At 59.3% G+C, this 26,072-nt stretch carries 27 protein-coding genes; 16 read left to right on the top strand and 11 right to left on the bottom strand.

The features are described from left to right. Positions 1 to 51: 51 nt before the first annotated feature. Both CK222_RS08260 and CK222_RS08255 read right to left on the bottom strand, forming a co-directional pair. Complete coding sequence (locus CK222_RS08260; RefSeq protein ID WP_095800022.1) at positions 52 to 1,461, bottom strand: aldehyde dehydrogenase family protein; 1,410 nt, start codon at positions 1,459 to 1,461, stop codon at positions 52 to 54. Further along, the gene (locus CK222_RS08255) at positions 1,461 to 2,522 is read right to left on the bottom strand and encodes a homoserine dehydrogenase (RefSeq protein ID WP_095800317.1); all 1,062 of its coding nucleotides are present in this window, start codon (positions 2,520 to 2,522) and stop codon (positions 1,461 to 1,463) included. Before CK222_RS08255 ends, CK222_RS08260 begins: the two co-directional genes overlap by 1 nt. Before the next feature lie 226 nt (positions 2,523 to 2,748). Here CK222_RS08255 and CK222_RS08250 point away from each other — a divergent pair, with 226 nt between their 5' ends. Then, positions 2,749 to 3,219 (top strand): Lrp/AsnC family transcriptional regulator, encoded by a 471-nt coding sequence (locus tag CK222_RS08250; protein WP_095800021.1) that lies wholly within the window; start codon positions 2,749 to 2,751, stop codon positions 3,217 to 3,219. On the opposite strand, the gene CK222_RS08245 is transcribed toward CK222_RS08250, so the two are convergent. Next, positions 3,176 to 3,820 (bottom strand): PTS sugar transporter subunit IIA, encoded by a 645-nt coding sequence (locus tag CK222_RS08245; protein ID WP_067330499.1) that lies wholly within the window; start codon positions 3,818 to 3,820, stop codon positions 3,176 to 3,178. The two genes, CK222_RS08250 and CK222_RS08245, sit on opposite strands and share 44 nt — an antisense overlap. Before the next feature lie 428 nt (positions 3,821 to 4,248). Between CK222_RS08245 and CK222_RS08240 the strand changes: the two genes are divergently transcribed. From CK222_RS08240 to CK222_RS08230, 3 genes are all read left to right on the top strand, one after another. Then, the gene (locus tag CK222_RS08240) at positions 4,249 to 4,662 is read left to right on the top strand and encodes a DUF5602 domain-containing protein (protein WP_095800020.1); all 414 of its coding nucleotides are present in this window, start codon (positions 4,249 to 4,251) and stop codon (positions 4,660 to 4,662) included. A gap of 41 nt (positions 4,663 to 4,703) precedes the next feature. Next, positions 4,704 to 5,207, top strand: a complete 504-nt coding sequence (locus CK222_RS08235; RefSeq protein WP_245432975.1) for a plastocyanin/azurin family copper-binding protein — start codon at positions 4,704 to 4,706, stop codon at positions 5,205 to 5,207. Positions 5,208 to 5,280: 73 nt separating this feature from the next. Further along, positions 5,281 to 6,138, top strand: coding sequence for an ATP-binding protein (locus CK222_RS08230; RefSeq protein WP_095800018.1), 858 nt, complete (start codon positions 5,281 to 5,283; stop codon positions 6,136 to 6,138). Here the strand turns inward: CK222_RS08230 and CK222_RS08225 are convergent. Further along, positions 6,128 to 6,979, bottom strand: coding sequence for a LysR family transcriptional regulator (locus CK222_RS08225; RefSeq protein ID WP_095800316.1), 852 nt, complete (start codon positions 6,977 to 6,979; stop codon positions 6,128 to 6,130). The genes CK222_RS08230 and CK222_RS08225 overlap by 11 nt on opposite strands. Before the next feature lie 95 nt (positions 6,980 to 7,074). Between CK222_RS08225 and CK222_RS08220 the strand changes: the two genes are divergently transcribed. The 9 genes from CK222_RS08220 (at position 7,075) to CK222_RS08185 (ending at position 14,893) form a co-directional block, all read left to right on the top strand. Then, positions 7,075 to 7,926 carry a gluconate 2-dehydrogenase subunit 3 family protein gene (locus CK222_RS08220; protein WP_141247040.1) on the top strand — a complete coding sequence of 284 codons (852 nt, stop codon included), beginning with the start codon at positions 7,075 to 7,077 and terminating at the stop codon, positions 7,924 to 7,926. 27 nt (positions 7,927 to 7,953) lie between these two features. Beyond that, positions 7,954 to 9,720 carry a GMC family oxidoreductase gene (locus CK222_RS08215; protein ID WP_095800016.1) on the top strand — a complete coding sequence of 589 codons (1,767 nt, stop codon included), beginning with the start codon at positions 7,954 to 7,956 and terminating at the stop codon, positions 9,718 to 9,720. Positions 9,721 to 9,838: 118 nt separating this feature from the next. After that, positions 9,839 to 10,246 (top strand): cytochrome c family protein, encoded by a 408-nt coding sequence (locus tag CK222_RS08210; RefSeq protein WP_095800015.1) that lies wholly within the window; start codon positions 9,839 to 9,841, stop codon positions 10,244 to 10,246. Between the two features lie 38 nt (positions 10,247 to 10,284). Next, positions 10,285 to 10,539, top strand: coding sequence for a hypothetical protein (locus tag CK222_RS32200; RefSeq protein ID WP_176477594.1), 255 nt, complete (start codon positions 10,285 to 10,287; stop codon positions 10,537 to 10,539). Then, on the top strand, positions 10,490 to 10,861 hold the full coding sequence (locus CK222_RS08205) for a DUF488 domain-containing protein (protein WP_095800014.1): 372 nt from the start codon (positions 10,490 to 10,492) through the stop codon (positions 10,859 to 10,861). The genes CK222_RS32200 and CK222_RS08205 overlap by 50 nt, the downstream gene beginning before the upstream one ends. 125 nt (positions 10,862 to 10,986) lie before the next feature. Then, complete coding sequence (gene fsa / locus CK222_RS08200) at positions 10,987 to 11,643, top strand: fructose-6-phosphate aldolase (RefSeq protein WP_067330524.1); 657 nt, start codon at positions 10,987 to 10,989, stop codon at positions 11,641 to 11,643. 370 nt (positions 11,644 to 12,013) lie between these two features. Continuing rightward, on the top strand, positions 12,014 to 13,543 hold the full coding sequence (locus tag CK222_RS08195) for an FAD-dependent oxidoreductase (protein WP_095800013.1): 1,530 nt from the start codon (positions 12,014 to 12,016) through the stop codon (positions 13,541 to 13,543). Between the two features lie 81 nt (positions 13,544 to 13,624). Beyond that, positions 13,625 to 13,915 (top strand): hypothetical protein, encoded by a 291-nt coding sequence (locus tag CK222_RS08190; protein WP_095800012.1) that lies wholly within the window; start codon positions 13,625 to 13,627, stop codon positions 13,913 to 13,915. Positions 13,916 to 14,071: 156 nt separating this feature from the next. Then, the gene (locus tag CK222_RS08185; RefSeq protein ID WP_095800011.1) at positions 14,072 to 14,893 is read left to right on the top strand and encodes a universal stress protein; all 822 of its coding nucleotides are present in this window, start codon (positions 14,072 to 14,074) and stop codon (positions 14,891 to 14,893) included. A gap of 121 nt (positions 14,894 to 15,014) precedes the next feature. Here CK222_RS08185 and CK222_RS08180 read toward each other — a convergent pair whose 3' ends face one another. Together CK222_RS08180 and ctaD are read right to left on the bottom strand one after the other, a co-directional pair. After that, positions 15,015 to 15,644 carry a Tim44/TimA family putative adaptor protein gene (locus CK222_RS08180; RefSeq protein WP_176477593.1) on the bottom strand — a complete coding sequence of 210 codons (630 nt, stop codon included), beginning with the start codon at positions 15,642 to 15,644 and terminating at the stop codon, positions 15,015 to 15,017. Between the two features lie 35 nt (positions 15,645 to 15,679). Then, positions 15,680 to 17,275: a cytochrome c oxidase subunit I gene (gene ctaD, locus CK222_RS08175; protein WP_095800009.1), complete on the bottom strand. Its 1,596-nt coding sequence runs from the start codon at positions 17,273 to 17,275 to the stop codon at positions 15,680 to 15,682. Positions 17,276 to 17,877: 602 nt separating this feature from the next. On the opposite strand from ctaD, the gene CK222_RS08170 reads away from it, so the two are divergent. Then, a complete protein-coding gene (locus tag CK222_RS08170) occupies positions 17,878 to 18,423 on the top strand; it encodes a DUF488 domain-containing protein (protein ID WP_095800315.1) in 546 nt (181 codons plus the stop codon). An 8-nt stretch (positions 18,424 to 18,431) separates the two neighbouring features. On the opposite strand, the gene CK222_RS08165 is transcribed toward CK222_RS08170, so the two are convergent. Next, complete coding sequence (locus tag CK222_RS08165) at positions 18,432 to 18,995, bottom strand: nucleoside-diphosphate kinase (protein WP_095800008.1); 564 nt, start codon at positions 18,993 to 18,995, stop codon at positions 18,432 to 18,434. A gap of 159 nt (positions 18,996 to 19,154) precedes the next feature. Further along, entirely contained in the window at positions 19,155 to 19,616 is a 462-nt protein-coding gene (rnk, locus tag CK222_RS08160; protein WP_095800007.1) for a nucleoside diphosphate kinase regulator, read from the bottom strand. A 439-nt stretch (positions 19,617 to 20,055) separates the two neighbouring features. On the opposite strand from rnk, the gene CK222_RS08150 reads away from it, so the two are divergent. Beyond that, entirely contained in the window at positions 20,056 to 20,913 is an 858-nt protein-coding gene (locus CK222_RS08150) for a universal stress protein (protein ID WP_095800005.1), read from the top strand. Positions 20,914 to 21,155: 242 nt separating this feature from the next. Here the strand turns inward: CK222_RS08150 and CK222_RS08145 are convergent, their stop codons facing one another. The 3 genes from CK222_RS08145 to CK222_RS08135 form a co-directional block, all read right to left on the bottom strand. Beyond that, positions 21,156 to 21,458: a hypothetical protein gene (locus CK222_RS08145; RefSeq protein WP_067330561.1), complete on the bottom strand. Its 303-nt coding sequence runs from the start codon at positions 21,456 to 21,458 to the stop codon at positions 21,156 to 21,158. Positions 21,459 to 21,892: 434 nt separating this feature from the next. Beyond that, the gene (locus tag CK222_RS08140) at positions 21,893 to 23,056 is read right to left on the bottom strand and encodes an MFS transporter (protein ID WP_176477592.1); all 1,164 of its coding nucleotides are present in this window, start codon (positions 23,054 to 23,056) and stop codon (positions 21,893 to 21,895) included. 135 nt (positions 23,057 to 23,191) lie between these two features. Beyond that, the gene (locus tag CK222_RS08135) at positions 23,192 to 24,838 is read right to left on the bottom strand and encodes a GMC family oxidoreductase N-terminal domain-containing protein (RefSeq protein ID WP_095800314.1); all 1,647 of its coding nucleotides are present in this window, start codon (positions 24,836 to 24,838) and stop codon (positions 23,192 to 23,194) included. A 412-nt stretch (positions 24,839 to 25,250) separates the two neighbouring features. Here CK222_RS08135 and CK222_RS08130 point away from each other — a divergent pair, with 412 nt between their 5' ends. Then, positions 25,251 to 25,958: a hypothetical protein gene (locus CK222_RS08130; protein ID WP_245432974.1), complete on the top strand. Its 708-nt coding sequence runs from the start codon at positions 25,251 to 25,253 to the stop codon at positions 25,956 to 25,958. Positions 25,959 to 26,072: the final 114 nt, after the last annotated feature.

Genomic DNA, 26,072 nt, shown 5'->3' with positions numbered 1-26,072 from the left:
GACGCGCGGAAAATGAGCTCTCAAGGCGGCTCTTTTGCGGGAGAAAGACAGCTAGGCTCGATTGATGCAGATGACCTTTGGCTGTGTCATCTCTTCGTAGGCAAAGCGAACGCCTTCACGCCCCATGGCGCCATACTTGAAACCGCCGAACGGCATGGCATCAAATCGATAATCGGAAGAGTCGTTGATCATCACTCCTCCTGCCTCGATCTGCCCGGCGGCATCCAATGCGTCGCCGATGTTGTTGGTGAAGACGCCTGCGTGCAGGCTGTATTCGGGACCGTTCGCCATCACGATCGCATCGGCGAGTGTATCGAAGGATTGCAGGAGGACGACGGGCGCGAAGACTTCCTCCGCCCACAATCGACATGTCTTCGGCACACCTTCCAGCACGGTTGGCTGATAGACTGTTCCTGCTCGACGGTGCCCGCACAGGAGCTTTGCTCCCGCGGCAATGGCGTCGTCGACCATCGTCTCCGCGCGTTTGGCCGCCTGTTCCGAAATCATCGGGCCGACGTCGGTATCCTCGCGCTCTGGATTGCCGGCAAGCAGGTTGCGCGTACCAGCCACGAACGCTTCACGGAACCGCTCATAGACCGGCGCCTGGATGATAATCCGCTGGGTGCCGATGCAATTCTGGCCGGCAGCCCAGTACGCGCCCGACACGCACGCATCGACCGCCTTGGCGAAGTCACAATCCGCCAGGACTACGACAGGTGCATTGCCGCCGAGATCCATGGCGAGCTTCTTCAGCCCTGCTGTCCTGGCAATTGCTTCTCCGGTCGCAAAACCTCCGGTGAACGACACCATTCGGACATCGCGCGCCGAGACGATCGCGCTGCCCAGGTCGGCGCCGCCGACAGCGACCGTGATGATCTCCTCAGGCAACCCGGCTTCGACCAGCGTTTCGACAAGGCGGATCGCCGAAAGCGGGGTCAGTTCGGACGGCTTCAGCAAGACGGCGTTGCCGCCGGCGATTGCCGGCCCGAGCTTATGGGCGACGAGATTGAGCGGGTCGTTGTAAGGAGTAATCGCTGCGATGATCCCTAGCGGCTCCCGCGTGAACCAGCCCTGACGCGCCTCGGAACCGGCGTAAGCGTCGAACGGAATGACCTCACCGGCGTTGCGTTTTGCTTCTTCCGCGGAGAGCTTCAGCGTGTTGACGCACCGAAAGGCTTCCTTGCGGGCCTGGACGATGGTTTTGCCGGCTTCCCGTACAATCAAGCGGGCAAAATCTTCGTTCTGGCGCTCGACGGCGCGGGCGGCCTTTTCCAATATTGTCGCTCGCTGATGTCTCGGCAGCGCTCGCGACAAGACAGCTCCGGATTTGGCACGATCTATGAGCGCCGCAATCTGGTCGGCAGCAGTGCTTTCGACGCTGCCGATCACCGTTCCATCATAGGGATTTCTGACGGCAATCTGCTCGAACACATCGGCGATACGCAATTTTGCAGCGGTCATCACGCAGCTTCCTTCTTGTCGGCGGAAGGGCGGTACTGATGGATGGTGATGATGTCCGAGAGGAGCGCATAAGCCGTCTCGACCCTGCCTGCGCCGGGTCCGGTCACCGTCACCGCGCCGAGAAGGTCTGTCTTGAGCGAGATGGCGTTGATCGCCCCGCCAACGGCGGCGAGCGCATGATCGAGCGCAAGGCGCTGCGGTCCCACACGGGCTGCGATACCACCGTCCTGGCGAACCGAGGCCGAGCCGATCAGCTTCCAGCGATAGCCTTCTCGCGTCGCCGCGTCGATATCGGCCACGGTCAGGCCCGAAATACCCTTGCAGTCCACGTCCTGCGGCGTCAGCTTTCCACCGAGTAGTTCATTTGCGAGGATGACGACTTTCAACCGGACATCGTGACCTTCAACATCGGCAGTAGGGTCGGCTTCCGCATAACCGAGGCCCTTTGCTTCTTTTACCGCCTCCGCGAAGGAAAGCCCGCCCTCCATGCGGCCAAGAACAAAGTTCGAGGTGCCGTTCAGAATCCCTTCGAAACCATGAAGCCCGGCGCCCGCGAGCGTCCTTTGGGCCATACGAATGACCGGGGTGCCGCTCATGACAGCCCCCTCATGTTCAAACATCACGCCGCGCCGCGCCCCGAGTGCCTTCAGCTCCGCGGCCGCCAGGGCAACCGGGCCCTTGTTGGTTGTGACGACGTGCTTGCCGCTTTCGAGTGCCCAACGGCAATGGGATACGGCCGGCTCGCCATCGACCGGATTGGTGAAGGTCGCCTCGGCGACAATGTCAGCCGGAGCCTGCTTGATGACCTTTTCGTTGTCGGCTTCGGCACTGCCGCCGGACAGTTGTGCGAACCCGCCCCTCGCGAATCTGGTTTCCACCAGCATGCGCGCGTCGATGCCGTTGGGAGAAATGACTGAGCCGAGATGGAGATCGGTAACAGCGACGATGTTTAAACGGAAGCCGAGTTCGGCATTCCAACGATCATTGCTTCCTGCGATCAGCTCGGCCAAGGCGCGGTTGACACCGCCGAAACCGATAAGCGCGATATTGTACTGTGTCATGCCAATTCCTCTCGTGAGCGATGGATCGATGATGAACGAGCCGAGAGGCAGGTCGAAGCTCGCAGAATGGCCAAAGAACTGGTCAGCCTGCACGCTGAGCCGGCAAAATGCCCGGAACGCGCAAAACTCATCAATTGTCGCGGGAGAAGCGAGCATCGGCCAAATTTTGACGATTGACCGCGATTGGGAACTATAGTCAGCGGAAAGTCTCAGGTGCGAGGAGAAAATGGCGGAGTTACTGGATCAGTTCGACCGAACCATCCTTGAGATCATGCAGCGGGATTGTCAGATGAAGGCGGAAGCCATTGGAGAGATGGTTGGCCTTTCAGCGTCCGCTGTTCAGCGGCGCATTAAGCGGATGCGGGAGGAACGGATCATCTCCGCGGAAATCGCCCTTGTGGACCGCAAGGTTGCTGGAAGTCCGATGACGTTCATTGTCGGAATGGAGATCGAGCGCGAAAACTACGATGCTCTATCGAAATTCCGGGCTTGGGTCGAGAAACAGGATCACATCCAACAGGTCTACTATGTGACTGGATCAGTGGATCTCGTTGCAATCATCACGGCACAGGATGTGGAGCAGTACGACGAGATCACCGCGCAGATCATGTCCCAAAATCCACAGATCAAGCGAATGCACACCAATGTTGTCCTCAAGGACATAAAAACAGGGATGTTTGTCCCAATATCGCCATAGCAAATGCGACCGTGGTGATGTTTACAGTCTCGGCAATGCTTGCCGGTGTGGCGGTGATCGTGACCGCGCCGGTAGGCTTCGTTGGTACGCGAAAGCTGTCGGTGCGCTGTCCGAGCATCTGATCCGGGGAAATATGCAAATTGGTGGAACTCGGGAGCAGCTGAGTTTCGAGAACGGTCAACGCCTCATCTGCGGATTGTGCAAGGCGGAGCCGCTCCCGAACCTGAGATGCCCGAAGCAGCCGGCATATTCGCGAAAGGGCAGGGAGGAAGGCGCAAGAGGCTGAGCGCGGCCAAAGGATAGTGTAAACGAGATCGACTGGGTCGTCGTCGGGACCGTCGAAATCCACAGGCGGGGCCAAGCGTGTCAAAGACGCGACAGGCGAGGAGATGTTCTCCAGCAGAGCGTGCGGGATCGCCACGCCACGACCGATGCCAGTCGAGGCGAGGCGCTCGCGGTCGAAAAGACCGCGGAGAACCACCTTCTCGTCGAGTCCACTCCTTCGAGCGATCCTGATCGCGATTTTCGACAAGGCTGATTGCTTTCCCTTTGTCACAAGGTCAAGCGAGATGTCTTCTTCCGACAAGATGGGGGAGATCATCGGGGTCAAACCTCCGCGTCGATCCAAACGCAGGCGCAAATGAGTGTTCAGCCGCGCTGCTTAGGCAGAGCCGAAATCACTTTCGAATGAAGTTCAGATCCTGGCCATCCCGGACGCGCAGCCAGGGCCCTCTCGCGTCCGGGTTAATGGCCCGTTTTGAGGCGTTTCGGCATTCGCCGGAAATCGAGGTTAAAAATATGCATAGCAGTTCGAAGATAGTGAAAGATTTTTCGAAATCAAGCAAACCGTACCCGACCTGACGAGCAAAAATAGTGCACTGAGACAACAGTTAATTTCGTTTGACGACCGGAACAGTCTCCTGCTTGCTGGTTGGACGCGATAAGGCCGTCTCGCCAATGAATATCGGTTGTCGACCTTCCTATAGATCAACGGTGGTCGCATTTTTAGTTCAACAAGGAGATACCGTGATGAAAAAACTCATCCTCGCAGTGGCCTTCACAACGGGCGGTTCGCTTTGCGCCATGGCGGCGGATGAGGTCACCAAAGCCCCACCAGCGGCTCCTTACGAACAGGTCAGCAAGCTCGTGAAGCTGCCCGACTTCCTCCCGGGCATGGGCCAACTTTTCGTCGATCCGACGACATTGCCTGCCGGCCCGTTCCTTGCCTATGACCATGACGGCAAGCTTGTCAGCACCATCTACATGCTGCCGATCAAGGATCTCAATCCGGACAAGCGTTTGGACGACCTCAAGGCGCCGGGCGGCAATGTCGACCATGTCGACATTTACTACAATGCCGGGCATCCCGGCGTTCCGGAACCGCACGTCCACGTCGTGTTGTGGCACGTCTCTGCCGCCGACGAAGCACGTGTCGCCAAATGAGCTTCACACGTCGTCAGGTACTGGGCGGGGGTGGCGGGCTTGTGGCTGCCCTTTCCCTCTCTCCCCAGGTCGCGTGGGCCGACGAGGTGGTGGAAATCAGAATGCGAGGCCGCGACGACGGCTCACAGGTCTGGTTCGACCCGATCGGCATCCTGGTCGAACCGGGACAGACGGTGCGCTGGACGAATCTCAATTCCGGCAATTCGCACACGACGACTGCCTACAGTCCGACGAACTTCGGGAGACCGCGCCGCATGCCCAAGGCGGCAAAACCGTGGGATTCCGACTACCTCCTGCCCAACGAGAGCTTTTCGGTCATTTTCACCGAGAAGGGGGTCTATGACTACTATTGCATCCCGCATGAGCACGCCGGAATGGTCGGACGTATCATCGTCGGAGCGCCCGAGGCACATGGCTGGACCGAGCTGGTTGGCCCGAATGGCGATCTGCCGGAGGCGGCCCTCAAGGCATTTCCGAAAGTCGAAGACATCATGACACGAGGGTTCGTCCGGCGCGATCAGACCATGCCTACGGGACCGGGCTGAAACAAGGAAGGATTGGATACTGCGTCAGACCGGGGCACGAGTTCCCGGCTGTCGTCGATTGGGGACGGCTCTCATGACAGGCGACGTGCATACATGCGAAAATCAGTCGCGGTCTCAAGCTGGGCGAGGCGGGCGCTCTCAGTTGCTGGACGCTTCTATCGATGGCTGGGCCGTAGTCGAGGGACGCGAGCGTGCGAGGAATCGCCTTGCTGCATTGGGGGAGATGACTGGCGGCATTGCGCATGACTTCAGGAACCTGCTGGCGGTCATCGAGTCCGGCCTGAGGCTTGCCGAAGCAAGAGCCGACGAGCCCAACCGTGTGAGGGCCTGCATCACGCTGGCGCGGGAAGGAATCAATCGCGGGATCGATTTGACCTCGCAACTCCTCGCCTTTGCAAAGCACCAGGAACTTGATGCTCATGCTGGCGACGTGAATGAATTCCTCAGATCCTTCGCGCCTTTGCTGAGGTACGGCGGCGGACCCGATGTGCGCGTCGAGCTTGAACTCGGTGCAGAAACTCCCGACTGCCTGATCGATCCCGCATTGTTCGACACCGCAGTGCTTAATCTCGTCGTCAACGCGCGCGATGCCATGCCAAATGGCGGCGAGATCAGAGTCATCACCGGACCGTTGGTGCAGGAGACCGCGACACCCGATCCGCCGGGGCCGGGAACCTATGTCTGCGTTAGCGTCAAGGACCAAGGTTGCGGCATGACCGCCGAAGTGTTGCGAAACGCGTTCGATCCTTTCTTCACCACGAAGGGTGAGGAAGGTACCGGCATGGGGCTGCCGCAAGTGCGCGCATTGATGCGTATGATCGGCGGCCATGTTCGCATTGCAAGCGAGCCGGGGATTGGGACGACAGTCGACCTGCTGTTCCCGTCAATCCGACCGGATGTCAAAGCCTCGTCAAGAATGACTAGAATTTAACGTCGCCGCCTGCAACGGCATGTAATCCTGACAGGGCAGGACCTACTACGCTCTCATCCGCACTCGCGGATTGCACCGCGTACACCGGATAGGAGAACTGGGGCATTTCAGGCACAAGATGAAGCCGGCCGGCTTCTATGTGAGGTTGCACAGAGCTCATCCGGAAATATCCGGACCCGCCAGCGGCCAGAACATAGTTCAATCCGAGCGGACCGAGGTCGAAGGAAAGATCCGGCGCAGCACTCGGGAAATTCACGCCGTGATGAAGCTCAAAATCCGGCCCCCAATCCATATAGACATAATCGGATCCGTCCAGGAGTTGCGCTTCGGGGTTGGTGGTCGCGAGAACCAGTTTTTCCTCAAGAAGCAGATCGATCTTCAGGCCCGGTCTGTGTGGGGGCGCGTACATGATGGCTATGTCGACCATTCCCGAGGCGACCTGGTTGATCAGGTCCTGTGGCACATCGACATGCACTCTAAGTGCAATATCCTGAAGCGAGCGGCGCATCCATCGGACCCAATCGAGCAGAAGAGGTTGCGCGAGGCTGACTTCGCTGCCGACCGTCAGAACAGCCCGGCGTCCCGTAGGCACGGCAACCTGGTGAAGGGTGCGTTGCCATAGTTGGACGAACATCGGAGCGTGCCGCAGAAATTGCTCACCCGCGGGCGTGAGCGAAGCGCCGCCTTTGTGGCGAACGAAGAGTGGTCGGCCCAATTGTTGCTCGAGGTTGCGGATCCGTGCGCTGACGGTCGTCTGGGCGACGTTCAAGCGCTCCGAGGCGCGAATGAAGCTCCCGGTCGAGACGATCTCAACAAAGGTGCGAGCGAGTTCGATATCCATGACCGCTAATAGCATAAAAGTTGCGCTTAAATGTCAATGAATTTCGTTTGCCACATAGTAGGCGCGAACATTAGGCTCTCCGAATACTCACCGGATTGAGCGCTGAATGCGGCGCAGCGCCGGGATGGACCGGGCATAGGCCTCTCCATCCTCACCCTCGTTTTGCCCGCAGTGTCACAGGAGCGATCATGTCGACGAAAGAAAAGAACGGCCAAGGCGATGTCGGACGTCGTGACTTTCTAAAACTGTTCGGCGCAGCCGGCGCGGCAGCGGGCACCCTGCCGTTTGGCGGATCCACATCGGCGGACGAGATCGTGGCAGCTGCCGCCACGGACACGAAGCACCATCACGCCGCCGAACCTCGTGCCCGAGGCGGTGGCTACGAATTCTTCAATGTCGACGAATCCGCCTTCGTCGAGGCGGCGGTCGACACGCTCATTCCAAAGGATGCGGCCGGTCCCGGAGCCAAGGAGCTTGGCGTGGCGACATACATCGACCGGCAGATGGCCAGCGGATACGGCAAGGGCGACCGGCTTTATCTGGAAGGGCCGTTCGGCGAGGGTACGCCCGGGCAGGGATATCAATTGCCGATGACGCCCTCGGAGCTGATCCGGGCGGGAATCGCCGACGTCAATGCCGTCGTACAGAAAAGCCACAAGAACAGCTTCGCGGCCCTTTCGGCAAAGGACCGCGCCGCCGTTATGGCGGACCTTGAGGCCACGAAGACCGAGCTTCCAACGGTGCCCGCTGCAACCTTCTTCAGCCTCCTTCTGCAGCTCACGATCGAGGGTTATTTCGCGGACCCGATGTACGGCGGGAACAAGGACGCAGCTGCCTGGAAGATGATCGGCTTCCCCGGCGCAGATGCCATGTACGCGTACAAGATCGAGCCGTTCCGGAACAAGCCCTACAAGGCTGAACCGAAGGGCATCCAGGACCTCATTTGATCGCCGCAAGAAAAAGGAGACTTTGACATGGCCACCAAACTGAACCCGGTCGATGTGCTGATTGTCGGTCTTGGATGGACAGGCGGCATCATTGCCAAGGAGCTTGCATCCACCAAGCTCAAGATCGTCGCCCTTGAGCGGGGAGGCCCGCGTGACACCAATCCGGATTTCATCGATCCTGAAATCCACGACGAACTGCGCTACGCCGCCCGCCACGACCTCATGCAGAACGTGCGGCGGGAAACCATCACATTCCGCAATAGTGAATCGCAAACGGCGCTGCCGATGCGTCAACTCGGCTCGTTCTTGCCAGGGCAGGGTGTCGGCGGTGCCGGCGTGCATTGGAACGGCGTGACCTGGCGCTGGCTCGAATGGGATCATCAGGCGCGCACCCGGACCGTCGACAAGTACGGCGAAAAGATCATCCCTTCGGACATGCACCTGCAGGACTGGCCGATCACCTATGACGATCTCGAACCTTATTACGACAAGTTCGAAAAGACCTGCGGCACCTCCGGGAAGGCCGGCAATCTCAACGGCAAGAAAATCGACGGCGGCAATATCTTCGAGGGCTCGCGCAAGGAAGATTATCCCAACCCGCCAATGATCGCCGCGCAGAGCATGGTGATGTTCGAGAAGGCGGCCCGCAACCTCGGCTACCATCCCTTCCCAAACCCCTCGTCCAACGCGTCTCGCGATTACGTCAATCCCGATGGCGTGGCGTTCGGCCAATGCCACTACTGCGGCTACTGCGAGCGTTTCGGCTGCGAGGCGAATGCAAAAGCCAGCCCGCATTTCACCGTTATTCCGCTGGCGCTGAAGAATCCGAATTTCGAACTGCGCACAAATTCGATCGTGCTGAAGGTCAATCTCGATTCGACCCGCAAGAAGGCCGTCAGCGTCAGCTATCTCGACGCTCGCGGGCGAGAATTCGAACAACCTGCCGGCCTCATCATCCTGTCGGCCTACGCGCTCGGCAACGTCAACCTGCTGCTGCAGTCGGGGATCGGCGTTCCTTACGATCCCGCCACGGGTAAAGGCGTGGTCGGCCGAAACTATGCCTACCAGTGCGGCGGCGGGGCTACCGCCTTCTTCGACAAGAAGACCATCCTGAACCGCTTCATGGGCGCCGGCGCGCTCGGCACCTGCATGGATGATTTCAACGGCGACAACTACGATTTCGTGAAGGCCGGATACATCGGCGGCGGCGGTATCAGTTGCAGCAACTCGGGCGCCCGGCCTATCCAGTCACATCCGACACCCCATGGCACGCCGCGCTGGGGCTCGGACTGGAAGAAGGCAGTGGTCGACAACTATGACCATGCTGCCAACGTTGGCAATCAAGGCGCGGTGATGGCCTACAGGCAGAACTATCTCAGCCTCGATCCAACCTATACGGACATCTTCGGACGTCCGCTGATGAGGATGACGTTCGACTTCCAGGACAACGAGGTTAAGCAGATGAACGGCCAGGCTGACATTTGCGTGAACATCGCCAAGGAGATGGGTGCGATCAGGGTCGATCGGAGCATTCCGCCGGTGCCCTATTCCATCGTTCCCTATCAGAGCACCCACAATACCGGCGGGGCCGTTTTCGGCGCCGACCCCACCACCAGCGTCCTGAACAAACATCTTCAGGTCTGGGATGTCCCGAACGTATTCGTCACCGGCGCCTGCGTGTTCCCGCAGAACGCCGGGAAGAATCCGACCGGACCGGTGGGCGCTCTTGCCTATTGGGCGGCGGACGCGATCAAGAATTATCTGAAGAACCCCGGCCCATTGGTTCCCTCCTGAGGCAGGTCTGCCGGGTCCGGATCCACGCTTCGGATCCGGCAGACTGTGCGTTTCGAATACCGACATAACCAGGGTGGCTTGGCGACAACCAAGCCGCCCCTGATTGAAGCACGCGAAGATGAGATCGACGATTCTTGGATTGACGACCGCGGTTCTCACCGCAGTCGGCTCTGCGCAGGCGCAGGACAAATCTCCTGGCAATGCTGACGCCGGCGCCTCGGTCTTCAAGAGATGCATGGCCTGCCATGCGGTCGGGCCCGACGCCAAGAACGGGGTAGGGCCGGTATTGAATGGCGTCGTTGGCCGTGCGGCAGGCACTTACCCTGGTTACAGCTATTCCGCGGCGAACAAGAATTCGGGCCTGACCTGGGATGAACCGACGCTGACCACATATCTGCACGCGCCGCGCAAGTTGGTGCCCGGCACGAAGATGACATTCGCTGGTCTCAGCAAAGACCAGGAGATCGCCGATGTGATCGCCTATCTGAAACAGTTCAACGCCCAAGGACAGAAGGCCTCTCCCTGAGCCAGGGACGATCTGTCCGGCTTGCAAAGCACAATCTTATGAAATTCCTCCTGCATCAGGGCCTGGGGTATTCGACCGTTCATCAGATCGGCGACTACCTGCGAAGCCACGGAACCGGCCATCACTGGATCGAACGGTATTGGGGCAGCATCTTCGTCATCGTATCCGATCAAGCCGACGAGATGATCCTTCGAAACGAGTTCTCCGGGCTTCTCGATGCCGTCAACGAAAGGAGACGGACGGATGAGCGGAAAAGCCATCGACGAGAGCATAAAACTGAAGCGCGCCTATGAGAGCCCAGCTGCCGACGATGGCACGCGGGTGCTGATTGACCGGCTTTGGCCGCGCGGGGTCAAGAAGATCGATGCCGGCATCGACTGCTGGATGAAAGAACTCGCGCCAAGCACCGAGCTTCGGAAATGGTTCGGACACGATCCCGCCCGCTGGGACGAATTCCGTCGGAGATATGCGGCGGAAATCCACGCGCATGGCGATGAGCTCGACCGGCTCCGCGACCTGATACGACACGGCCCTGTCACGCTCGTCTACTCGGCTCATGACGAGGCCCACAACGATGCCGTCGTCCTGAGAGAGATTTTGCTGGGACATCGCTAGAGACGTCGCGCCGCCCTGCCTTTGTGCCATCAAGGACATGGGGCGTGTGACCACTACAGCGGGTTCAAATCACTTTTCTGGAACCAAACCGAGCAAGGTTCATCAAATCATCGAGGAGACGCACAATGAAATTCTTTGTCGATACAGCCGATATATCTGAAATTCGCGAGCTTGCCGCGGCAGGCTTTGTCGATGGGGTGACCACGAACCCGTCGCTCATCTCGAAGACCGGTCGGCCGATCAGGGATGTGATCAAGGAGATCTGCGGGACGATCGAAGGCCCGGTTTCAGCGGAAGTCACCGCGACCGACTTCGACGGCATGATTGCCGAAGGAGAGCGTTTGGCGAGCATCGCGACCACCGTGGCCATCAAGGTACCATCCACCTGGGATGGGTTCAGGGCTTGTCGGGCGCTCGCTCGCCTCGGCCACAAGGTCAATGTCACGCTGTGCTTTTCCGCAAACCAAGCATTGCTTGCGGCCAAGGCGGGCGCGACGTTCATTTCGCCCTTCATCGGCAGGCTCGACGACCTCGGATTGGACGGCATGGAAGTGGTCCGGGAAATCCGCGCGATCTACGACAACGACGCATGCTTCACGACGGAAATCCTGGCTTCTTCAATACGCACTCCACTCCATGTCAAAGCTGCGGCAATTGCAGGCGCCGATATTGCGACCATTCCCCCAACTGTACTTCGGAGCCTTGCCAAGCATCCACTCACCGACAAGGGGTTGGCATCCTTTCTCGCGGACTGGGGCAAGACCAGGCAAGCGATCCTTTAAAACTTGCTGGCCGGCGGTCCGACTTGAGCCGTGAGCAGCCCAAGGGACGGGCTGGTCGAGAACACGCGCCGTGGTGACACCGACAGCCTCAAAGTGGCCGGCATGTTCACTTTGTCCTCACTTCGTCCGTCCATCACATGCTCCTGGAATCCAACACAAAAAATGCATTCAATCGCTCACTAAATTCGTTTGCATGGTGCCCTGGATGGCAGGAGACTGGGACGTAGCGGTTCCGCTTTAGTCGGGAGCTCCGGTGAAAACGAAAGCGTCGGTCTGAAGGCGCGCCTGGATGGAACATGTTCAGGGCGTGCGAAGTCTATCGAGGCTCCAGTTATCGATCTTGCGCTGAGAATCGCCAACGGAGACGAAAATGGCTGGGAGCCATTCGAAGGCAAACGGTCCGGATCTGGTTCAGGGCATCGCGATCGCCGATCTTGAGGATGGCGGCAAGCTCGTCGGCCATTGCGGCGACGAGCAGGTGCTGCTGGTGCGCCGCGGGAGCGAGGTATTCGCGGTCAGCGCGACATGCACGCATTACGGCGGGCCGCTCGTCGACGGTCTGGTAGCAGAAGACACGGTTCGGTGTCCGTGGCATCACGCGTGCTTCGATCTGCGCACGGGCGAGGCGCTGCGCGCGCCCGCCTTCAGCCCGCTCGCCTGCTGGTCTGTGGAACAGCGAGAAGGCAAGATATTCGTGGTCGAGAAGCGTAAGCGAACGGCACCGGTGGTGCGAGATGGCGGTGCGGCTCCGGAAAGAATTGTCATTGTCGGGGGTGGCGCGGCTGGTTTCGCTGCCGTCGAGACACTGCGGCGTGAGCAATACCAGGGCAGCATCACCATGATCAGCGATGACCAGGCGCCGCCCGTCGACAGACCGAACCTCTCAAAGGACTATCTCGCCGGCAGGGCGCCGCAGGATTGGATTCCGCTGCGCGGCGAGAAGTATTATTCGAAAAACAACATCGACCTGCGTCTCGACACAAAGGCCGACCGCATCGACCCGCGGTCCCGCGAGGTTGTGCTGTCGGATGGCAGCACGATTTCTTACGAAAGGCTGCTCCTTGCCACGGGGGCCGAACCAGTTCGGCTTGCTACCCCCGGAGCCGAGCAATCATTTGTCCACACGCTGCGCTCTTTCGCCGACTGCAAGGCGATTATCGAGCGGGCCGCGAATGCGCGTCGCTGCGCCGTGCTCGGCGCCAGTTTCATCGGCCTCGAGGTTGCGGCGGCGCTGCGCTCGCGCGGCATCGACGTTCATGTCGTAGCGCCGGACAGACGGCCTATGGAGCGGGTCCTGGGTCCGCGGATGGGCGACTTCATCCGCGCCCTCCATGAGGAGAAGGGTGTCGTCTTCCATCTCGAGGCGACTGCGGCCAGCATCGACGGCAACAAGATGAAGCTCAGCAGCGGCGGCACGTTGATGGCAGATTTCGTCGTGGCCGGCGTCGGCGTCAGGCCACGCATAGGTCTCGCCGAAAAGGCCGGGCTCAAACTCAATCGCGGCGTTGCGGTGAACGCGTTTTTGGAAACAAGCGCGCCCGGAATTTTCGCGGCCGGCGACATTGCCCGGTGGCCCGATCCGCATAGTGGCGAGAATCTTCGGGTAGAGCATTGGGTGGTTGCGGAGAGACAAGGTCGCACCGCCGCACTCAACATGCTTGGCCATCGCGAGAAGTTCGCGGCTGTGCCGTTCTTCTGGAGCCAGCATTACGATGTGCCCATCAACTATGTCGGCCATGCCGAGCGATGGGACGAGATCTCGGTCGATGGAGACGTCGCGGCCAGGGATTGCCTGCTCCGATTCAAACGGGAGGGGCGCACGCTCGCTGTCGCCTCGATCTTCCGCGACCTGGAAAGTTTGCAGGCCGAGCTGGAAATGGAGCGCCAAACGGCAAGCTAGAACGCGCTCTCGAGCACGGGTGGGAGCGCACCGAGAATGACGCAGCCGAGCATGTCACCGTGACCGAAAGGAGACCGATCTATGTCCGCATTGCAACAGGACGTTGCCAGGGATTTGCAAATCATTGCGCCCACTCAGCATCATTCAAAGATCGTCGAGTTCGCCAAGGAGGTTGCCGAACAAGAGTCCCATCAGATGCCGACGTCGGTCGCAATCTTCTCCGACAGCGGTCGTTGGTACTGCCGGGTCCGTCGCGGCAATGAAAAGACCCGGCCGATGGGCCCCTATACCAAACGAGAGGCTGAACGGGTTCAGGAAGTTCGCAGAGCCTTGATCGCCAAAAGAGGCACCGCTCGGATTATGTTCGAGTAGGCGGGGACCTGACGATCGCGCCGGCCGGCGAACTCCTCACTCCAGCCATCGTTCGTCCTTGAGGTTGTTGAAACCTTGCCGGATCTCGCGGCGGGCCCTGTTGACGTTTGCGTTCCGGCGCCGCGATCAACCGCAACCAACGGAAGGAAAGCCAACATGGGCTACAAGTCGATCGTTCTCAACCTCGACATCGACGGGATGGTCGCTCCTGTTGTCAAGCTCGGAGTCGATCTCGCCCAGCGCTTCGACGCGCGCCTGATAGGTCTGTCGGCCGCCGACGTTCCGCCGCCGGTTGTAATGGAAGGTGGAGTGGCCTTCGAAGGCGAGAGCATGATGCGCCAGCGCAAGAACATCAAGCAACGGCTCGAGGACCTCCACGCGCAGTTCGAAAGCATTACTGGCACGACGGTTCATACGCAATGGCGTGGGGCCGTGGGCAATCCGACCCGCTCGCTAATTGAATCGGCGCGGTTGGCCGATGTCATCGTCACAGCATCGCCGGAGGGTGCCAGTTTCGGCGACGCGTATCGGTCGACCGACCTCGGCAATCTGATCCTTCAGGCCGGACGGCCCGTATTTGTGGCAGCGACCAACCAGGAGAATTTCCGCATCAACAAGGTTCTGGTCGGATGGAAGGACACGCGTGAAGCCAGGCGCGCGGTTCTAGATGCCATGCCCTTTTTGCGGATGGCTCAGGAGGTTCGGGTCATTACGATCGACGATGGCCCAACTGACCAAACCTGGAACGGGCTGGACGATGTTGTCGCCTTCCTGGACATGCACGGCGTAGAGGCCAAGGCGGAGGTGTTTCCGGAAAAATCCAATGGCCGAACGATCGCCGACGTCGCCGGCGCAATGAACGCGGATCTCGTCATATCCGGCGCCTATGGCCACAGCAGGTTCAGGGAGTGGATCTTCGGCGGCGCTACCCGCTCGCTACTTGAAGCTGATCGGCTGAACGGGCTCATGTCGAACTGATCGCCGGCACCGATGGCGGAGTGCATCCCACCTGCTGACAGATTTCGCGAACGCATCCCAGCCCGCTGGGTTGGTGCTCGTTAACCGTGACAAGCCTGCCGCCGGACCCTATCGCAAGAACTCAGGCTTGTTGTTGTTCGCCCTCGGTGGCGATCAACATCCAGTTCCGCTTCCTTGACTGGGTTTGACAGGCGAACGTCCACGTATCGATCATCTCAACGATCTCCCAGGGATCGCCGGCGACGACTGCATTGTCGGCAGAGCGTGTAACGCTGACTACGTCGGAAACGTATCGAACAACTATCTCAGCGGTGCCATTCTCCACGAAAGCATCGACAACCTTCGTTTCGTCTGTCCTGATGAAGGTGAGTTCCAGCATCTCTTGCCGATCGCGCCGCCCGACGATATCTCGTTCGAAGGCATCAAGCACTTCCGGCCCGACGAGGCGCTGCAATGTCTGGATGTCACTCTCCGCAAACGCCCGCAGTATCGCTTCATAGGCCCTCCTGGCGCCGGCCAGAAATGCCGCGAGATCGAAATCCGGGTCGATCTTGCGAAGCGCATCCTGGGACATGTCCGCACAGGATGTGTGTTCGGCACTTTCGTCCCGCCGCGCCGCTGCAGTGTCCCGCTTGGCCCTCTCGTCGTCCCAGCGGGAGAGGAGCTGGCTCCAACTCCCAAGCATTGCCCAATAAAGCGCGAGAATCGCAACGAGAAGGATCTGGCTGGTCGGGTCTGAGGTCTCGCTCATGACATTCACCCATCGACTTGTCGAAGATGCCCATATCAGTGGATCCGGGGCAGCCTTTCCCACTGATGGAATGGCGGCGGCGACGGCAGCTGCCATTCAAGTGTGGTCGCCCCTTCGCCCCACGGGTTGGCGCTGGCCGGGCGCTTGCGGCTGAAAGCTTCTGCGACCGCGACGAAGAAGATGAACAGCCCCGCGGTCGAGATGTAGGAGCCGATCGAGGAGACGAAATTCCAGCCGGCGAAGGCATCGGGATAATCAGCGTAGCGGCGCGGCATGCCGGCCATGCCGAGGAAATGCTGCGGGAAGAAGACGAGATTGACGCCGATGAACATCGTCCAGAAATGCAGTTTCCCGAGCGTCTCGCTGTACATGTATCCGGTCATCTTCGGGAACCAGTAGTACCAGCCAGCGAAGATGGCGAAGACCGCGCCCAGTGACAGCACATAGTGGAAGTGGGCAATCACGAAATAGGTGTCGTGCAACGAGCGGTCGATTCCGGGGCTGGCGACCATGATCCCGGTGACGCCGCCGACGGTGAAGAGCAAGACGAAGCCGATAGCCCACAGCATCGGTGTCTTGAACTCGATCGATCCGCCCCACATTGTGGCCAGCCACGAAAACACCTTCACGCCTGTGGGAACGGCGATGACCATCGAGGCGAAGGCGAAGTAGCGCTGGCTGTCGAGGGAGATGCCGGTCGTATACATATGGTGCGCCCAGACGAGGAAGCCGATCAGGCCGATCGCCACCATCGCATACGCCATGCCGAGATAGCCGAAGATTGGCTTCCTGGCGAAGGTCGAGATGACGTGGCTGATGATGCCAAAGCCGGGCAGGATCATGATATAGACCTCCGGATGGCCGAAGAACCAGAACAGGTGCTGGTAGAGGATCGGGTCACCGCCGCCATCAGGAACGAAGAACGTCGTGCCGAAGTTGCGGTCCGTGAGCAGCATCGTGATCGCTCCGGCCAGCACCGGCAGCGACATCAGCAGCATGAAAGCGGTCACCAGCATCGCCCAGGCAAGGAGCGGCATCTTGTGCATCGTCATTCCTGGCGAGCGCATGTTGAAGATGGTCGTGATGAAGTTGATCGCGCCGAGGATTGATGACGCTCCCGCAAGGTGGATCGAAAGGATGACGAGATCGACCGCGGGACCAGGCTGGCCGGAGGTCGAAAGCGGCGGGTAGAGCGTCCAGCCGCCGCCATGGCCGAGCGTGCCTGGCGCTCCCGGCACGAACATCGAGGTGATGAAGAGGATGAACGCCATCACCAGCAGCCAGAACGAGATATTGTTCATGCGCGGAAACGCCATGTCGGGTGCGCCGATCATGATCGGTACCATCCAGTTGCCGAAGCCGCCGATCAGGGCCGGCATGAGAACGAAGAAGATCATGATGAGGCCGTGGGAGCTGACCACGACATTGTAGGCCATCGGATCCCTGAATATCTGCAGCCCTGGCTCCTGGAGCTCTATCCGGATCAGCATCGAAAGCGCGGTGCCGAGAATCCCCGCCAAGATCGAGAAGAGCAGGTAGAGCGTCCCGATGTCCTTGTGGTTGGTCGAGTACAGCCACCCGACCAGAAACCGGGGCTTGTGGCCTTCCATCGCTGCAGCTGAATTCGACATGGTGCGCTACCTGCCTTTCATTGCAGGCAAGCCTGATGGCTCTCGCGAGGGACGGCATTCATCCGCCGCGATCGGAGAACCAGGCGCTGTCTGCTTCGTGTTTTCAGTCGTCCGTGACATTGCGTCCATCGCAATGTCGTGGGCTTTGGAGCCGATCGGGCGTAAGCCGATGGCCAGCGGTCCGCCTGTGCATGGCCGCGAGCTTTCTGTCGAAGAAACCGCCGCCACATGCCGAGGCGCCAGCTCCGTACCGCCCCAAACGTGCTACGGAGGGAAGAGGAAGGCAAACGGAATTAAATGCCGCGTAAGTGCAAATTTATTGCTCTTGCAAGCGAGCTGGTGGGAGGGGCGGGTCTTTAGGGATCAACAACCACAACGGAGCACAACTATGCCGGCAATATTTCGACATCGGCGCCGAAGTTCCCCATATTGAGGCAGGTAAGCTCGAGGTCACGCAAGGCGCCGGAACTCATCTATTCGGGGGCACGCAGCGGGAGAGAGCGGACTGCGGGAGGCTAGGCGGATTTAAAGCGACGTTGTGAAATGATCGTTCCTCCCAGGCGCGAAGCCACATGGCTGGCAGGTGGATCGACAAGGAAAAAATGCCTTATCCGTTTTACACTATCGGTCATTCGACCAGGTCGATTCCGGAATTCGTTGCCCTGCTGCATGTGGCAGAAGTCGCCCTGGTAATCGACATAAGAACCGTCAGACGCTCGCGGGCGAACCCGCAATTCAACACCGAGGTGCTTGCGGAAAGCCTGGCCCCGTTCGGCATTGGATATGAGTACATTGCCGAGCTTGGCGGCCTGCGGGGCAAGGCGCATGACATTCCACCAATGCTAAACGCGTTCTGGATTAACCAGAGTTTTCACAACTACGCCGACTACGCGTTATCGGCGGAGTTTCATGACGGCCTGGCCCGGCTTGTATCGCTCGGCAGGGAGCGGCAGTGTGCCGTCATGTGCTCGGAAGCGCTGTGGTGGCGCTGCCACAGAAGGATCGTCGCGGACTACCTGATCAGCCGCGGCGAGTCCGTTTTTCATCTGATGAGCCATGACAAGGTCGTGCCGGCGAAACTCACCGACGGCGTGAGGGCAGGAGCCGATGGAATGCTTGTGTACCCGCCTTCACAGCCTTCGGCATAGTCGAGCCCTCAGGCAGCCGACGGCCCCGGGTCGTCGAACCCGGCGTTGAAAGCCGCCGCAACCTTGTTCTGAACTTCGTCGTGCGGTTCATCGGAACGATGGACGGCCCGCGGACCGTGTCCATCCAGCCGCAGCGAATCCGATGCAGCAACTCCCGCCAGTTTCAGTCTCTCGCGCCTTGCGGCTTCTGGTTGGTAAACCACTTCATGCACCGTCAGCGTTTCAAGCATCCCGTCCGCTGTCGGAATGGACATCGACTGCCCCTTGGCCAGACCGAGCAACGCCAGGCCTCGCGGATTGGTGATAGGCAAAAGCATGCCAACCAGACCGCGCATCTGGTCATGTGCGACGATGCGGGTTTCGGCAGGACCGTCGTTCACCCGATAGGCCACGCCGCTGCTGAGTGTCACGACGTTCGCTGGGATGTCATCGCGAAACATGACAACTGCGCTCGAAATCTTCCGCTGGAGAATAGTCGAGAAGGTTTCGTCGCGGATCGGATGGCGTTCCCGTATCACTTGAAGAATCGTGTAATCCTTGGTGGTCAGTTGGCAGGTGTCTATATTGGGCATGGTACGTCTCCAGCCGGCCCGCACAAGGCGATCCGGCAACTGCAGTTGATCGGATGTGAGGAAGTACCCCTGTGCCGGACCGAGATGAGCCGGCGCAGGGGTCAGACTCCCGCGATCAAGCTGCCTGCATGATTGAGGAGACGGACGGAGACGCCCATGTCAGACGCTCGCCGCCATCGTTAGAGACGCAGGTGCGAGCTGACTGACTCCATCACCTTGCGGGGCGGGCTGGGTCACACCAAGCACCAACAGTTCGTGCCGGCGCCCGTCTCGGGCGGTCCACATGATTGACTGTCCAGCCGAGAGGCCGATCAGGGCTGTGCCAATCGGTGTAAGAATCGAAACCTTGCCTTCGGAGATGTCAGCATCGCCAGGGAAAACCAGCGTTACCGTTCTCCGATCACCGGTGTCGGGCTTGAACGTCACAGTTGAACCCATCCGGACGGTACCGGCGGAGACCCAACCATCGGCGACGATCCGCGCGCGCTCGAGCTCGGCGAGCAGCTCATCGGAAGCCGGATATCGTGCGGCGAAAGTGCTCGCGAGCATCGATAAGCGCGCATGATCCGACTGCGAGATGCGGATATTCGGCTTGCGCCGGATTTTTGAGTTTTTCTGCATCTAATGCTCATATTTCTACTGGCTCAGCCGCCATCAAAGGTGGCGGACAGGCGACTTCGGAAATTGATCCCAGTGCGCCAAAAGGTTGGAGCCCTGCTGATCCTAACATGTCGATTAAGCGTTACCCCTCGGCTCGGGGCGCATTGGCAGCCGGGCCGGGGGTTAAGATCCCGCGATGGGGCAAACCCGGAAAAGAAAATCACGACAGAATTTGGCTGCGGCGTTCATATAGGTATAGTTGGTGACGTAATTCGTGAAGTCAAGGCGGACAATGGCAGGCTCAGCCGCAAGACCTGCCAAAAGCGGCACTTTGAAACAGTTGAGCCAGCGCCTGGGGTGACTCGGCGGACAAACGAGACCATCGTCACTTAGATCATTACCCAAAGTCTCCCGAAGGAAGGGGATGGTGATCTCATGGACGAGGAAGACGGAACCTGGCATGAAAATCCTTGCGGCGACAGATTTTTCCACCCGGTCACAACGGCCATTGCGGCGGGCCGGCCTTCTGGCCCGGAACGTTGCCGCGGAACTCACGCTCGTCCATGTCGTCGACGACGACCAACCCTCAGCCATAGTCCGGCTCGAAACCCGCGAGGCCCGAAGATATCTTGCAGAACAAATGACCTCGATCGCCGAGTTGAAGGGACTCCAATGTGATTTCGCAGTCGTGACTGGGAATCCGTTCCGCGGCATTTTGAATGCGGCCGAGGCGCGCGGGGTCGATCTCATTGTCATGGGCGCGCACCGCAAGCAATTGCTCCGTGATGTCTTTGTGGGAACGACGATCGAACGTGTGATCCGCACCGGACAATTCCCAGTGCTCATGGTGAATGCTGAGGTAGAACATTCCTACAAAAAAGTGATGGCTGCCGTGGATATGTCCGAGCCGTCGGCGCGCGCAATAAGCACGGCGAAGGAAACCGGATTGATAGGCGAGGCCAGTTTTTCGCTGGTCCATGGGTTCGATGCCTTCGCCAAGGGAAAAATGTCAAATGCCGGAATAGGCAAGGACGAGTTGGCGAGCTACGTGGCGACAGAACGTTCGCAGGTGGAAAAAGAACTCATAGCATTTCTGGAAGCGAACGACTTTGACGTCGACAATTGGTCGCTGCAAATTAGGGAACGCGGCCCGGTCGAGGCGATCATGGAGGCAATTAACGAGGTGGCGCCCGATCTTCTGGTGATCGGAACGCATAGCCGTTCGGGCTTCATCAAATTATTTCTGGGAAGCGTGACAGAAAGCCTTCTGCGTTCGGTCGACGTGGATGTCTTTGCGGTACCGCCTATCCGAAGTTGATCAAGGTCCGCATGGATCATCATCGTTGTTCGTCTTGGGAATCCGCGGTCACCACGAATTGAGCGGGACGCCACCATGCCCTCGCTGCGGTCCCGTGAAGCGCCGCGCGTGCCATGAGTTTCCCGCAAACGACCCACGCTAAGAGCAGACTGTTCAAAGTGTACCCAGAAGCAGCGGTGGGCTCGCTGATTTCGATTACATCGCCTCGCGCGCGGTGTACCGTTGAGGACCCTGCCCAGGATCTATGGAACGGCATCCGTGCCAACGATGCCCCCCTCATTCTCGAGAACGCTGATCCGCCTGACCTCGGAGCGGTTTAGTTTCAGGCGAACCCCGATACCGCCGCCGTTCTCGGCAATAAAAAAGGCGCCGGCGCCTTCGAGCGCGATTTGGAGCCTATTACAGACTTCGTAGTCGGGGAGTGTGATCCGACGTTCGAATTCCTCGATGGCCAGCGCATCCACGCCTGAATTGCTGGCGAGCTTTTCGCGGGTCCATTCGACCAGCGCGCGAGCAGCGCGGCATTGAGCTCCAGTGATCGTCATAAGTTACCCTTTCAGACGCTTTCGGGAGCGACATCGCTGTCTGCTGAAAGCCAGTATGGTCCGGCGCGATGGCCCGACCCGTCAGAAATGGATATCGAGTCCGAAAAAGGGAAGGGCCGATGCCGTTGGCTGGTGTCGAAATTGTGAAGCTCCCGTTCCGCTTTCGGCCCTTTTCAGACATCCAGTCTCATATTCAGTTGGTAACCGTGTTCGCCCCTACAACATAACTTAGCTCGGCAGCACGCGATCGGCTTGTGCCCAGTCGGACGAATACCATTGTTCCGCGAAACCTGCACCCCGGCTGTAGGTCAGTGTCAAAAGCTAACTGCGCGAGGCCATACAACTGGCAGCTACGTCCTTGGCGAGGCCTAAGAATGCACGCGAGCCATCCGCCTCACCACGGACGGGTGAGTGGCCAAACCCTAGCATTTGCTCTAGCGCGCTGAAGCCGAAACTGCGACAAATGCCATTAGGATGACGGATAAGCTGCCGACGAGCGACGAAATCTGAGCGATAAAACCCAACAATCCAGGCCCAAGAAGCAATCCCGCGTATCCCATCGTCGTCACGATCGACATTGCCCGAGCAGCAGAAGTGCCACCTGCACGCCCGGCGGCGGCGAAAAGTGTGGGCACGACGTTTGCTAGGCCAAGACCGCATATGGCGAGCGCAATCAGAACAACAGGAAGATTGCCGCCCATCAGGATCATTGTGAACACCGAGCCTGCGCAAACTATTGTGCAATAGCGCAACATCGGCATCTGGCCGATCCGCTTAACGATGGCGTCACCGAATAGGCGGCCGGTTGCCATCATGGTTGCAAATGCCGCAAAACCATAGGCGCCTGTGCTTTCTGCTCCTCCGGATCGGGTCACGATGTAAATAGCGCTCCAATCCATCATCCCGCCCTCGGCCAGCATCCCCAAGAATGCCAAGCCACCAAGCAGGTAAAGATGCTTCCTTATTGCATTATCGAATTTGCCATCCGTCGCCTCAATGGAGTCGGCAGGATCGTCGAACCGGCCTGAATTGTTCCATCCTATGCAGGCGACAACCGCGACTGCCGCAACACCAAGTCCCGCCACCCCAAGACAAACGGCCAAGGCGCCGCCGTTGGACAGTATCTGGCCGACAACGAATGCGCCGATCAGGCTTCCGAAACTGAATACGGCATGAAAAGAGGACATTGCTTGCCGACGCATGTGACGCTCCACTGTCGAGGCATCAATATTCATCGATACGTCGAGCGTCCCGAAACCGATACCGGCAAAAAACACAATCAACGCCAGCCAATAGGTGCCACCGGCGTACGGGAGGGCCAACAGCGCTGCGCCGAACGTTAGAGATCCCAGCAAGCTGAGCACACTGCTCGGGGCAATGGCAGCCAAGCGACCGATATTGGTCATCATCACAATTGCGCCCAGAGCGAAGCCAATCAGGATCCACCCGAGTTGCGCCTTGTCCAGTTCCATTTGAGCGCTGAGGACTGGAAGTGAGGACGCCCAAGCTCCGATGCCGACGCCTGCTCCCAAAAAGAAAAGGCTGCAAAAGAAACGGCTGCTTCGGATCGCAGGGGAGATCGTCGAGCTGTCCTTCACTGTCGCTATTCTCTCTGGTGTGGCGTTCAAATTGAGACACCGGTGATTGGAGCGAGGCCGTCATGGTTGGGGGTGGCCAAGGCAGGCCACCGCGGGCGCAGGCTAATCTTTGAGAGGGAGCAGGGTCGCGCGTTTCTACTTGTCATGCTGGACAAAGTTCGCAGTCCTCTCGCCGATCATAATGCACACAGCGTTGGGATTGCCGGATATGAGCATTGGCATGACCGACGCATCCGCCACGCGAAGGCCTTCGATACTGTGGACGCGAAGCTCGGGATCAACCACTGCCATGCCGTCCTTGCCCATTCGGCAGGTGCCTGCAGGATGCAGCGCCGGATGCGCGACCTCCTGGCAGAACTTTCTCACCTGTAGTGGCGTCGCTGTCCCGGCGGACGGGATCTGCCTTGAGGCAATGTAGCGGCGGATGGCGGGTCGCTCCATGATATCGAACGCCCCCATCGTTCCTTCAACCACCGCATCGAGATCATAGGGGTCGGAAAAATACCGCGGGGCCACGCGTGGGTTGGCGTAAGGATCGGCACTTTTCAGCGTCACTTCCCCTCGAGACCGAGGCCGGATCTGTCCTAGGTTTATCGTGCAGCCGTTTCCGCCCGGGACGGCGTCGACGCCTTCCTCGATGCCCGCACCCACGACCATGAAATATTGCACATCCGGGATCGCTTCGCTTGTGTTGCCCCACCAGAACGCCCCTCCTTCGATCAGATTGGAAGAAGCCGGGCCATCCCTGAACAGTAGATAGTTCAGGCCAGCCGCGGCTTTCCAGTGCGGCTTCTTGTATTTGTCGTAGCTGTGGGGCCCGTTCAACTGATAGACGAGCGATATCTCGATATGGTCCTGCAGGTTCTGTCCGACCCCGGGCAGATCGGCAACGACAGGAATGCCATGTCCGCGCAAAGCGTCGGCCGGACCGATCCCTGATAACATCAGCAATTTCGGCGAGGCAATCGCACCTGCCGACAAGATTACTTCGCGACTGGCCATGAGGGCCCATTTGCGGCCCTTCGCTACATACTCGACCCCGACGGCCCGCCCCTTTTCGACAATTATCCGCGTGACCGTGGAACCCGTTCGAACCTGGAGATTAGGTCGGCGGCGGGCGGGTTTGATGAAGGCCGTTGCGGCGCTGCTGCGCCGCCTGTTTTTGGCGGTGATCTGGTAAAGACCGCAGCCGGCCTGATCGCCGGAATTGAAATCAGGATTATAGGGCAGCCCAGCCTGCTGGCACGCCTGCAGCCAGGCGCGTGTGAGGGGGTGGATATGGTCGATGTCGGAAACGCCTAGCGGTCCCCCTACGGCGTGGGCCTGGTTGCAGAACCGGTTGTTGTCTTCCGACCGCCGAAAGTAGGGCAACACATCTTCATAATTCCAGCCATCCGCGCCGAGCGCTTCCCACCGCGCATAGTCGGATGGCGCGCCGCGGATATAGATCATGGCGTTGACGGAACTGCCGCCGCCCAGCACCCGGGCCTGGACCATCGTCGGCTGCTCGACACGGGATTGGGCTGCGGTTGGTTCCCAGGGAATCCTTTTCAATAGGGGCCCTTGTGCGGTCTTATAGTAGGCACCCGGGATATGGATGTAGGGATTGAAGTCGCGTGGGCCTTCCTCCAGCAGGAAGACCGAGGCATCAGGATCTTCCGAAAGCCGCGCGGCAACCACGCATCCAGTCGAGCCGCCGCCAACGACTATGTAGTCACAGTTGGTCTGCACAATTTCATCCCGCGGTCGGATGCCCAAGAGGGCCGAGCCATACTTTGTCATGGGGTCGAGATCCTCTGATCGAGCTCCAGCCTGAGGTCGGGTTTCATGCCGGATTTTGGCGCGGCAGATCTCCTGTTCGATCATCGATACGACGCAATGTCGAAGCTGCCTCTGCCAATCTCGCCCAGTAGGCAAACATCGAGAGCTCATGACAAGTTCGCAACGCATGGAACATGGAAGCAATGTGACGCGCCGAGCGAGAAAGTTCGCTGTGGTGAGGTCACTCTTTGCCTGGCATCGCTGGCGCCCTGAGAGCCAGTCTTTCGAAGACACCCGATTGCCGGCTTACCCACCGGGACCGGCGCACTTCGCAATATGGCGCAGAATTGACGTCAAGTTACGACAAGAATCGTCCAGACGCGCACTTCTTTTGGCGTCCGCATTGTGGTGTGGTCGGGCTCAGGTTACCCTGATGATGGACGACAAAACCGTGCCGAACCAGACGAGAGACCTTTCGTTTGCCGACGACTTCATCTTCGCCAAGGTCGTCGAAGATGTCCACGACTATCCCGTTGAAGACGCTGTCGTTGTGAATGTCAGCCCCAGCGCGATGATCACCGGAGATGAGCATCCGGCGATCGTGCCTGCCTGGAAATCGACATGGCTGAAGGGCGGGCAAATCAAATCCGCGGAACGGGCGGCGCTTCTGAAGGTGCGAAAAGCCACCAATCTCGGGGGGTGCATGTTCCGCGGCTGGGACTGGCTTGGCAATCGAATCAAGAGTTTCCCACGCGACACGCCGCTGTTCATTTCCCCGCAGGATGAGATCGGCACGGTCAGCACCGATCCTTTGGTATTCACCAACGAGCGCGCAGCACCCGGCTCCCCGCAGACGTTCACGCTCAAGCTGAACCTTTGGTGGTCGCCGGGAGACACTGACTGCTTCATTCACAATGAGCATCGCTTCCTTGAAACACACACGCAAATCCACGGCTCCGGCCGGATGCAGAAGTTTCGACTTCGTGACGAAACCACAATTTATGAAGACGTTGTGATGCCGGTCGGTTATTCGCATGACCCCTTCTGCAGGGTCAGCGGCAAGAATGAGTGGGCCTACCCATGGCACCGCTACTACGCGGATACCGATTCGGTGTGGCTCGCCATAGAACTCCACCCCTGAATTCGGCGATCCTTGGCGCGCTTCGCGGACGATATCAAGCATTGGCGCCGAGTGCCGTTCTCAGCGCTGTTTAAGCCGGTCAAAACCGGCCGGCTCTCGGCGGAATTTGTTGAA

The organism is Mesorhizobium sp. WSM3866, assembly GCF_002294795.1.
Taxonomy (GTDB): Bacteria; Pseudomonadota; Alphaproteobacteria; order Rhizobiales; family Rhizobiaceae; genus Mesorhizobium.
This window is presented reverse-complemented; position numbering and strand designations above follow the sequence as displayed.

Bases quoted from the DNA above. Each gene is read 5' to 3' on its own strand.
- CK222_RS08170 (WP_095800315.1), top strand. From the start codon at position 17,878: ATGCCTTATCCGTTTTACACTATCGGTCATTCGACCAGGTCGATTCCG.
- CK222_RS08250 (WP_095800021.1), top strand. From the start codon at position 2,749: ATGGCGGAGTTACTGGATCAGTTCGACCGAACCATCCTTGAGATCATG.
- CK222_RS08240 (WP_095800020.1), top strand. From the start codon at position 4,249: ATGAAAAAACTCATCCTCGCAGTGGCCTTCACAACGGGCGGTTCGCTT.
- CK222_RS08165 (WP_095800008.1), bottom strand. From the start codon at position 18,995: ATGCCCAATATAGACACCTGCCAACTGACCACCAAGGATTACACGATT.
- CK222_RS08135 (WP_095800314.1), bottom strand. From the start codon at position 24,838: ATGACAAAGTATGGCTCGGCCCTCTTGGGCATCCGACCGCGGGATGAA.
- CK222_RS08195 (WP_095800013.1), top strand. From the start codon at position 12,014: ATGGCTGGGAGCCATTCGAAGGCAAACGGTCCGGATCTGGTTCAGGGC.
- CK222_RS08150 (WP_095800005.1), top strand. From the start codon at position 20,056: ATGAAAATCCTTGCGGCGACAGATTTTTCCACCCGGTCACAACGGCCA.
- CK222_RS08210 (WP_095800015.1), top strand. From the start codon at position 9,839: ATGAGATCGACGATTCTTGGATTGACGACCGCGGTTCTCACCGCAGTC.
- ctaD (WP_095800009.1), bottom strand. From the start codon at position 17,275: ATGTCGAATTCAGCTGCAGCGATGGAAGGCCACAAGCCCCGGTTTCTG.
- CK222_RS08185 (WP_095800011.1), top strand. From the start codon at position 14,072: ATGGGCTACAAGTCGATCGTTCTCAACCTCGACATCGACGGGATGGTC.
- CK222_RS08260 (WP_095800022.1), bottom strand. From the start codon at position 1,461: ATGACCGCTGCAAAATTGCGTATCGCCGATGTGTTCGAGCAGATTGCC.
- CK222_RS08190 (WP_095800012.1), top strand. From the start codon at position 13,625: ATGTCCGCATTGCAACAGGACGTTGCCAGGGATTTGCAAATCATTGCG.
- CK222_RS08130 (WP_245432974.1), top strand. From the start codon at position 25,251: ATGATGGACGACAAAACCGTGCCGAACCAGACGAGAGACCTTTCGTTT.
- CK222_RS08205 (WP_095800014.1), top strand. From the start codon at position 10,490: ATGAGCGGAAAAGCCATCGACGAGAGCATAAAACTGAAGCGCGCCTAT.
- CK222_RS08215 (WP_095800016.1), top strand. From the start codon at position 7,954: ATGGCCACCAAACTGAACCCGGTCGATGTGCTGATTGTCGGTCTTGGA.
- CK222_RS08245 (WP_067330499.1), bottom strand. From the start codon at position 3,820: ATGATCTCCCCCATCTTGTCGGAAGAAGACATCTCGCTTGACCTTGTG.
- rnk (WP_095800007.1), bottom strand. From the start codon at position 19,616: ATGCAGAAAAACTCAAAAATCCGGCGCAAGCCGAATATCCGCATCTCG.
- CK222_RS08230 (WP_095800018.1), top strand. From the start codon at position 5,281: ATGACAGGCGACGTGCATACATGCGAAAATCAGTCGCGGTCTCAAGCT.
- CK222_RS08255 (WP_095800317.1), bottom strand. From the start codon at position 2,522: ATGACACAGTACAATATCGCGCTTATCGGTTTCGGCGGTGTCAACCGC.
- CK222_RS08180 (WP_176477593.1), bottom strand. From the start codon at position 15,644: ATGAGCGAGACCTCAGACCCGACCAGCCAGATCCTTCTCGTTGCGATT.
- CK222_RS32200 (WP_176477594.1), top strand. From the start codon at position 10,285: ATGAAATTCCTCCTGCATCAGGGCCTGGGGTATTCGACCGTTCATCAG.
- fsa (WP_067330524.1), top strand. From the start codon at position 10,987: ATGAAATTCTTTGTCGATACAGCCGATATATCTGAAATTCGCGAGCTT.
- CK222_RS08145 (WP_067330561.1), bottom strand. From the start codon at position 21,458: ATGACGATCACTGGAGCTCAATGCCGCGCTGCTCGCGCGCTGGTCGAA.
- CK222_RS08225 (WP_095800316.1), bottom strand. From the start codon at position 6,979: ATGGATATCGAACTCGCTCGCACCTTTGTTGAGATCGTCTCGACCGGG.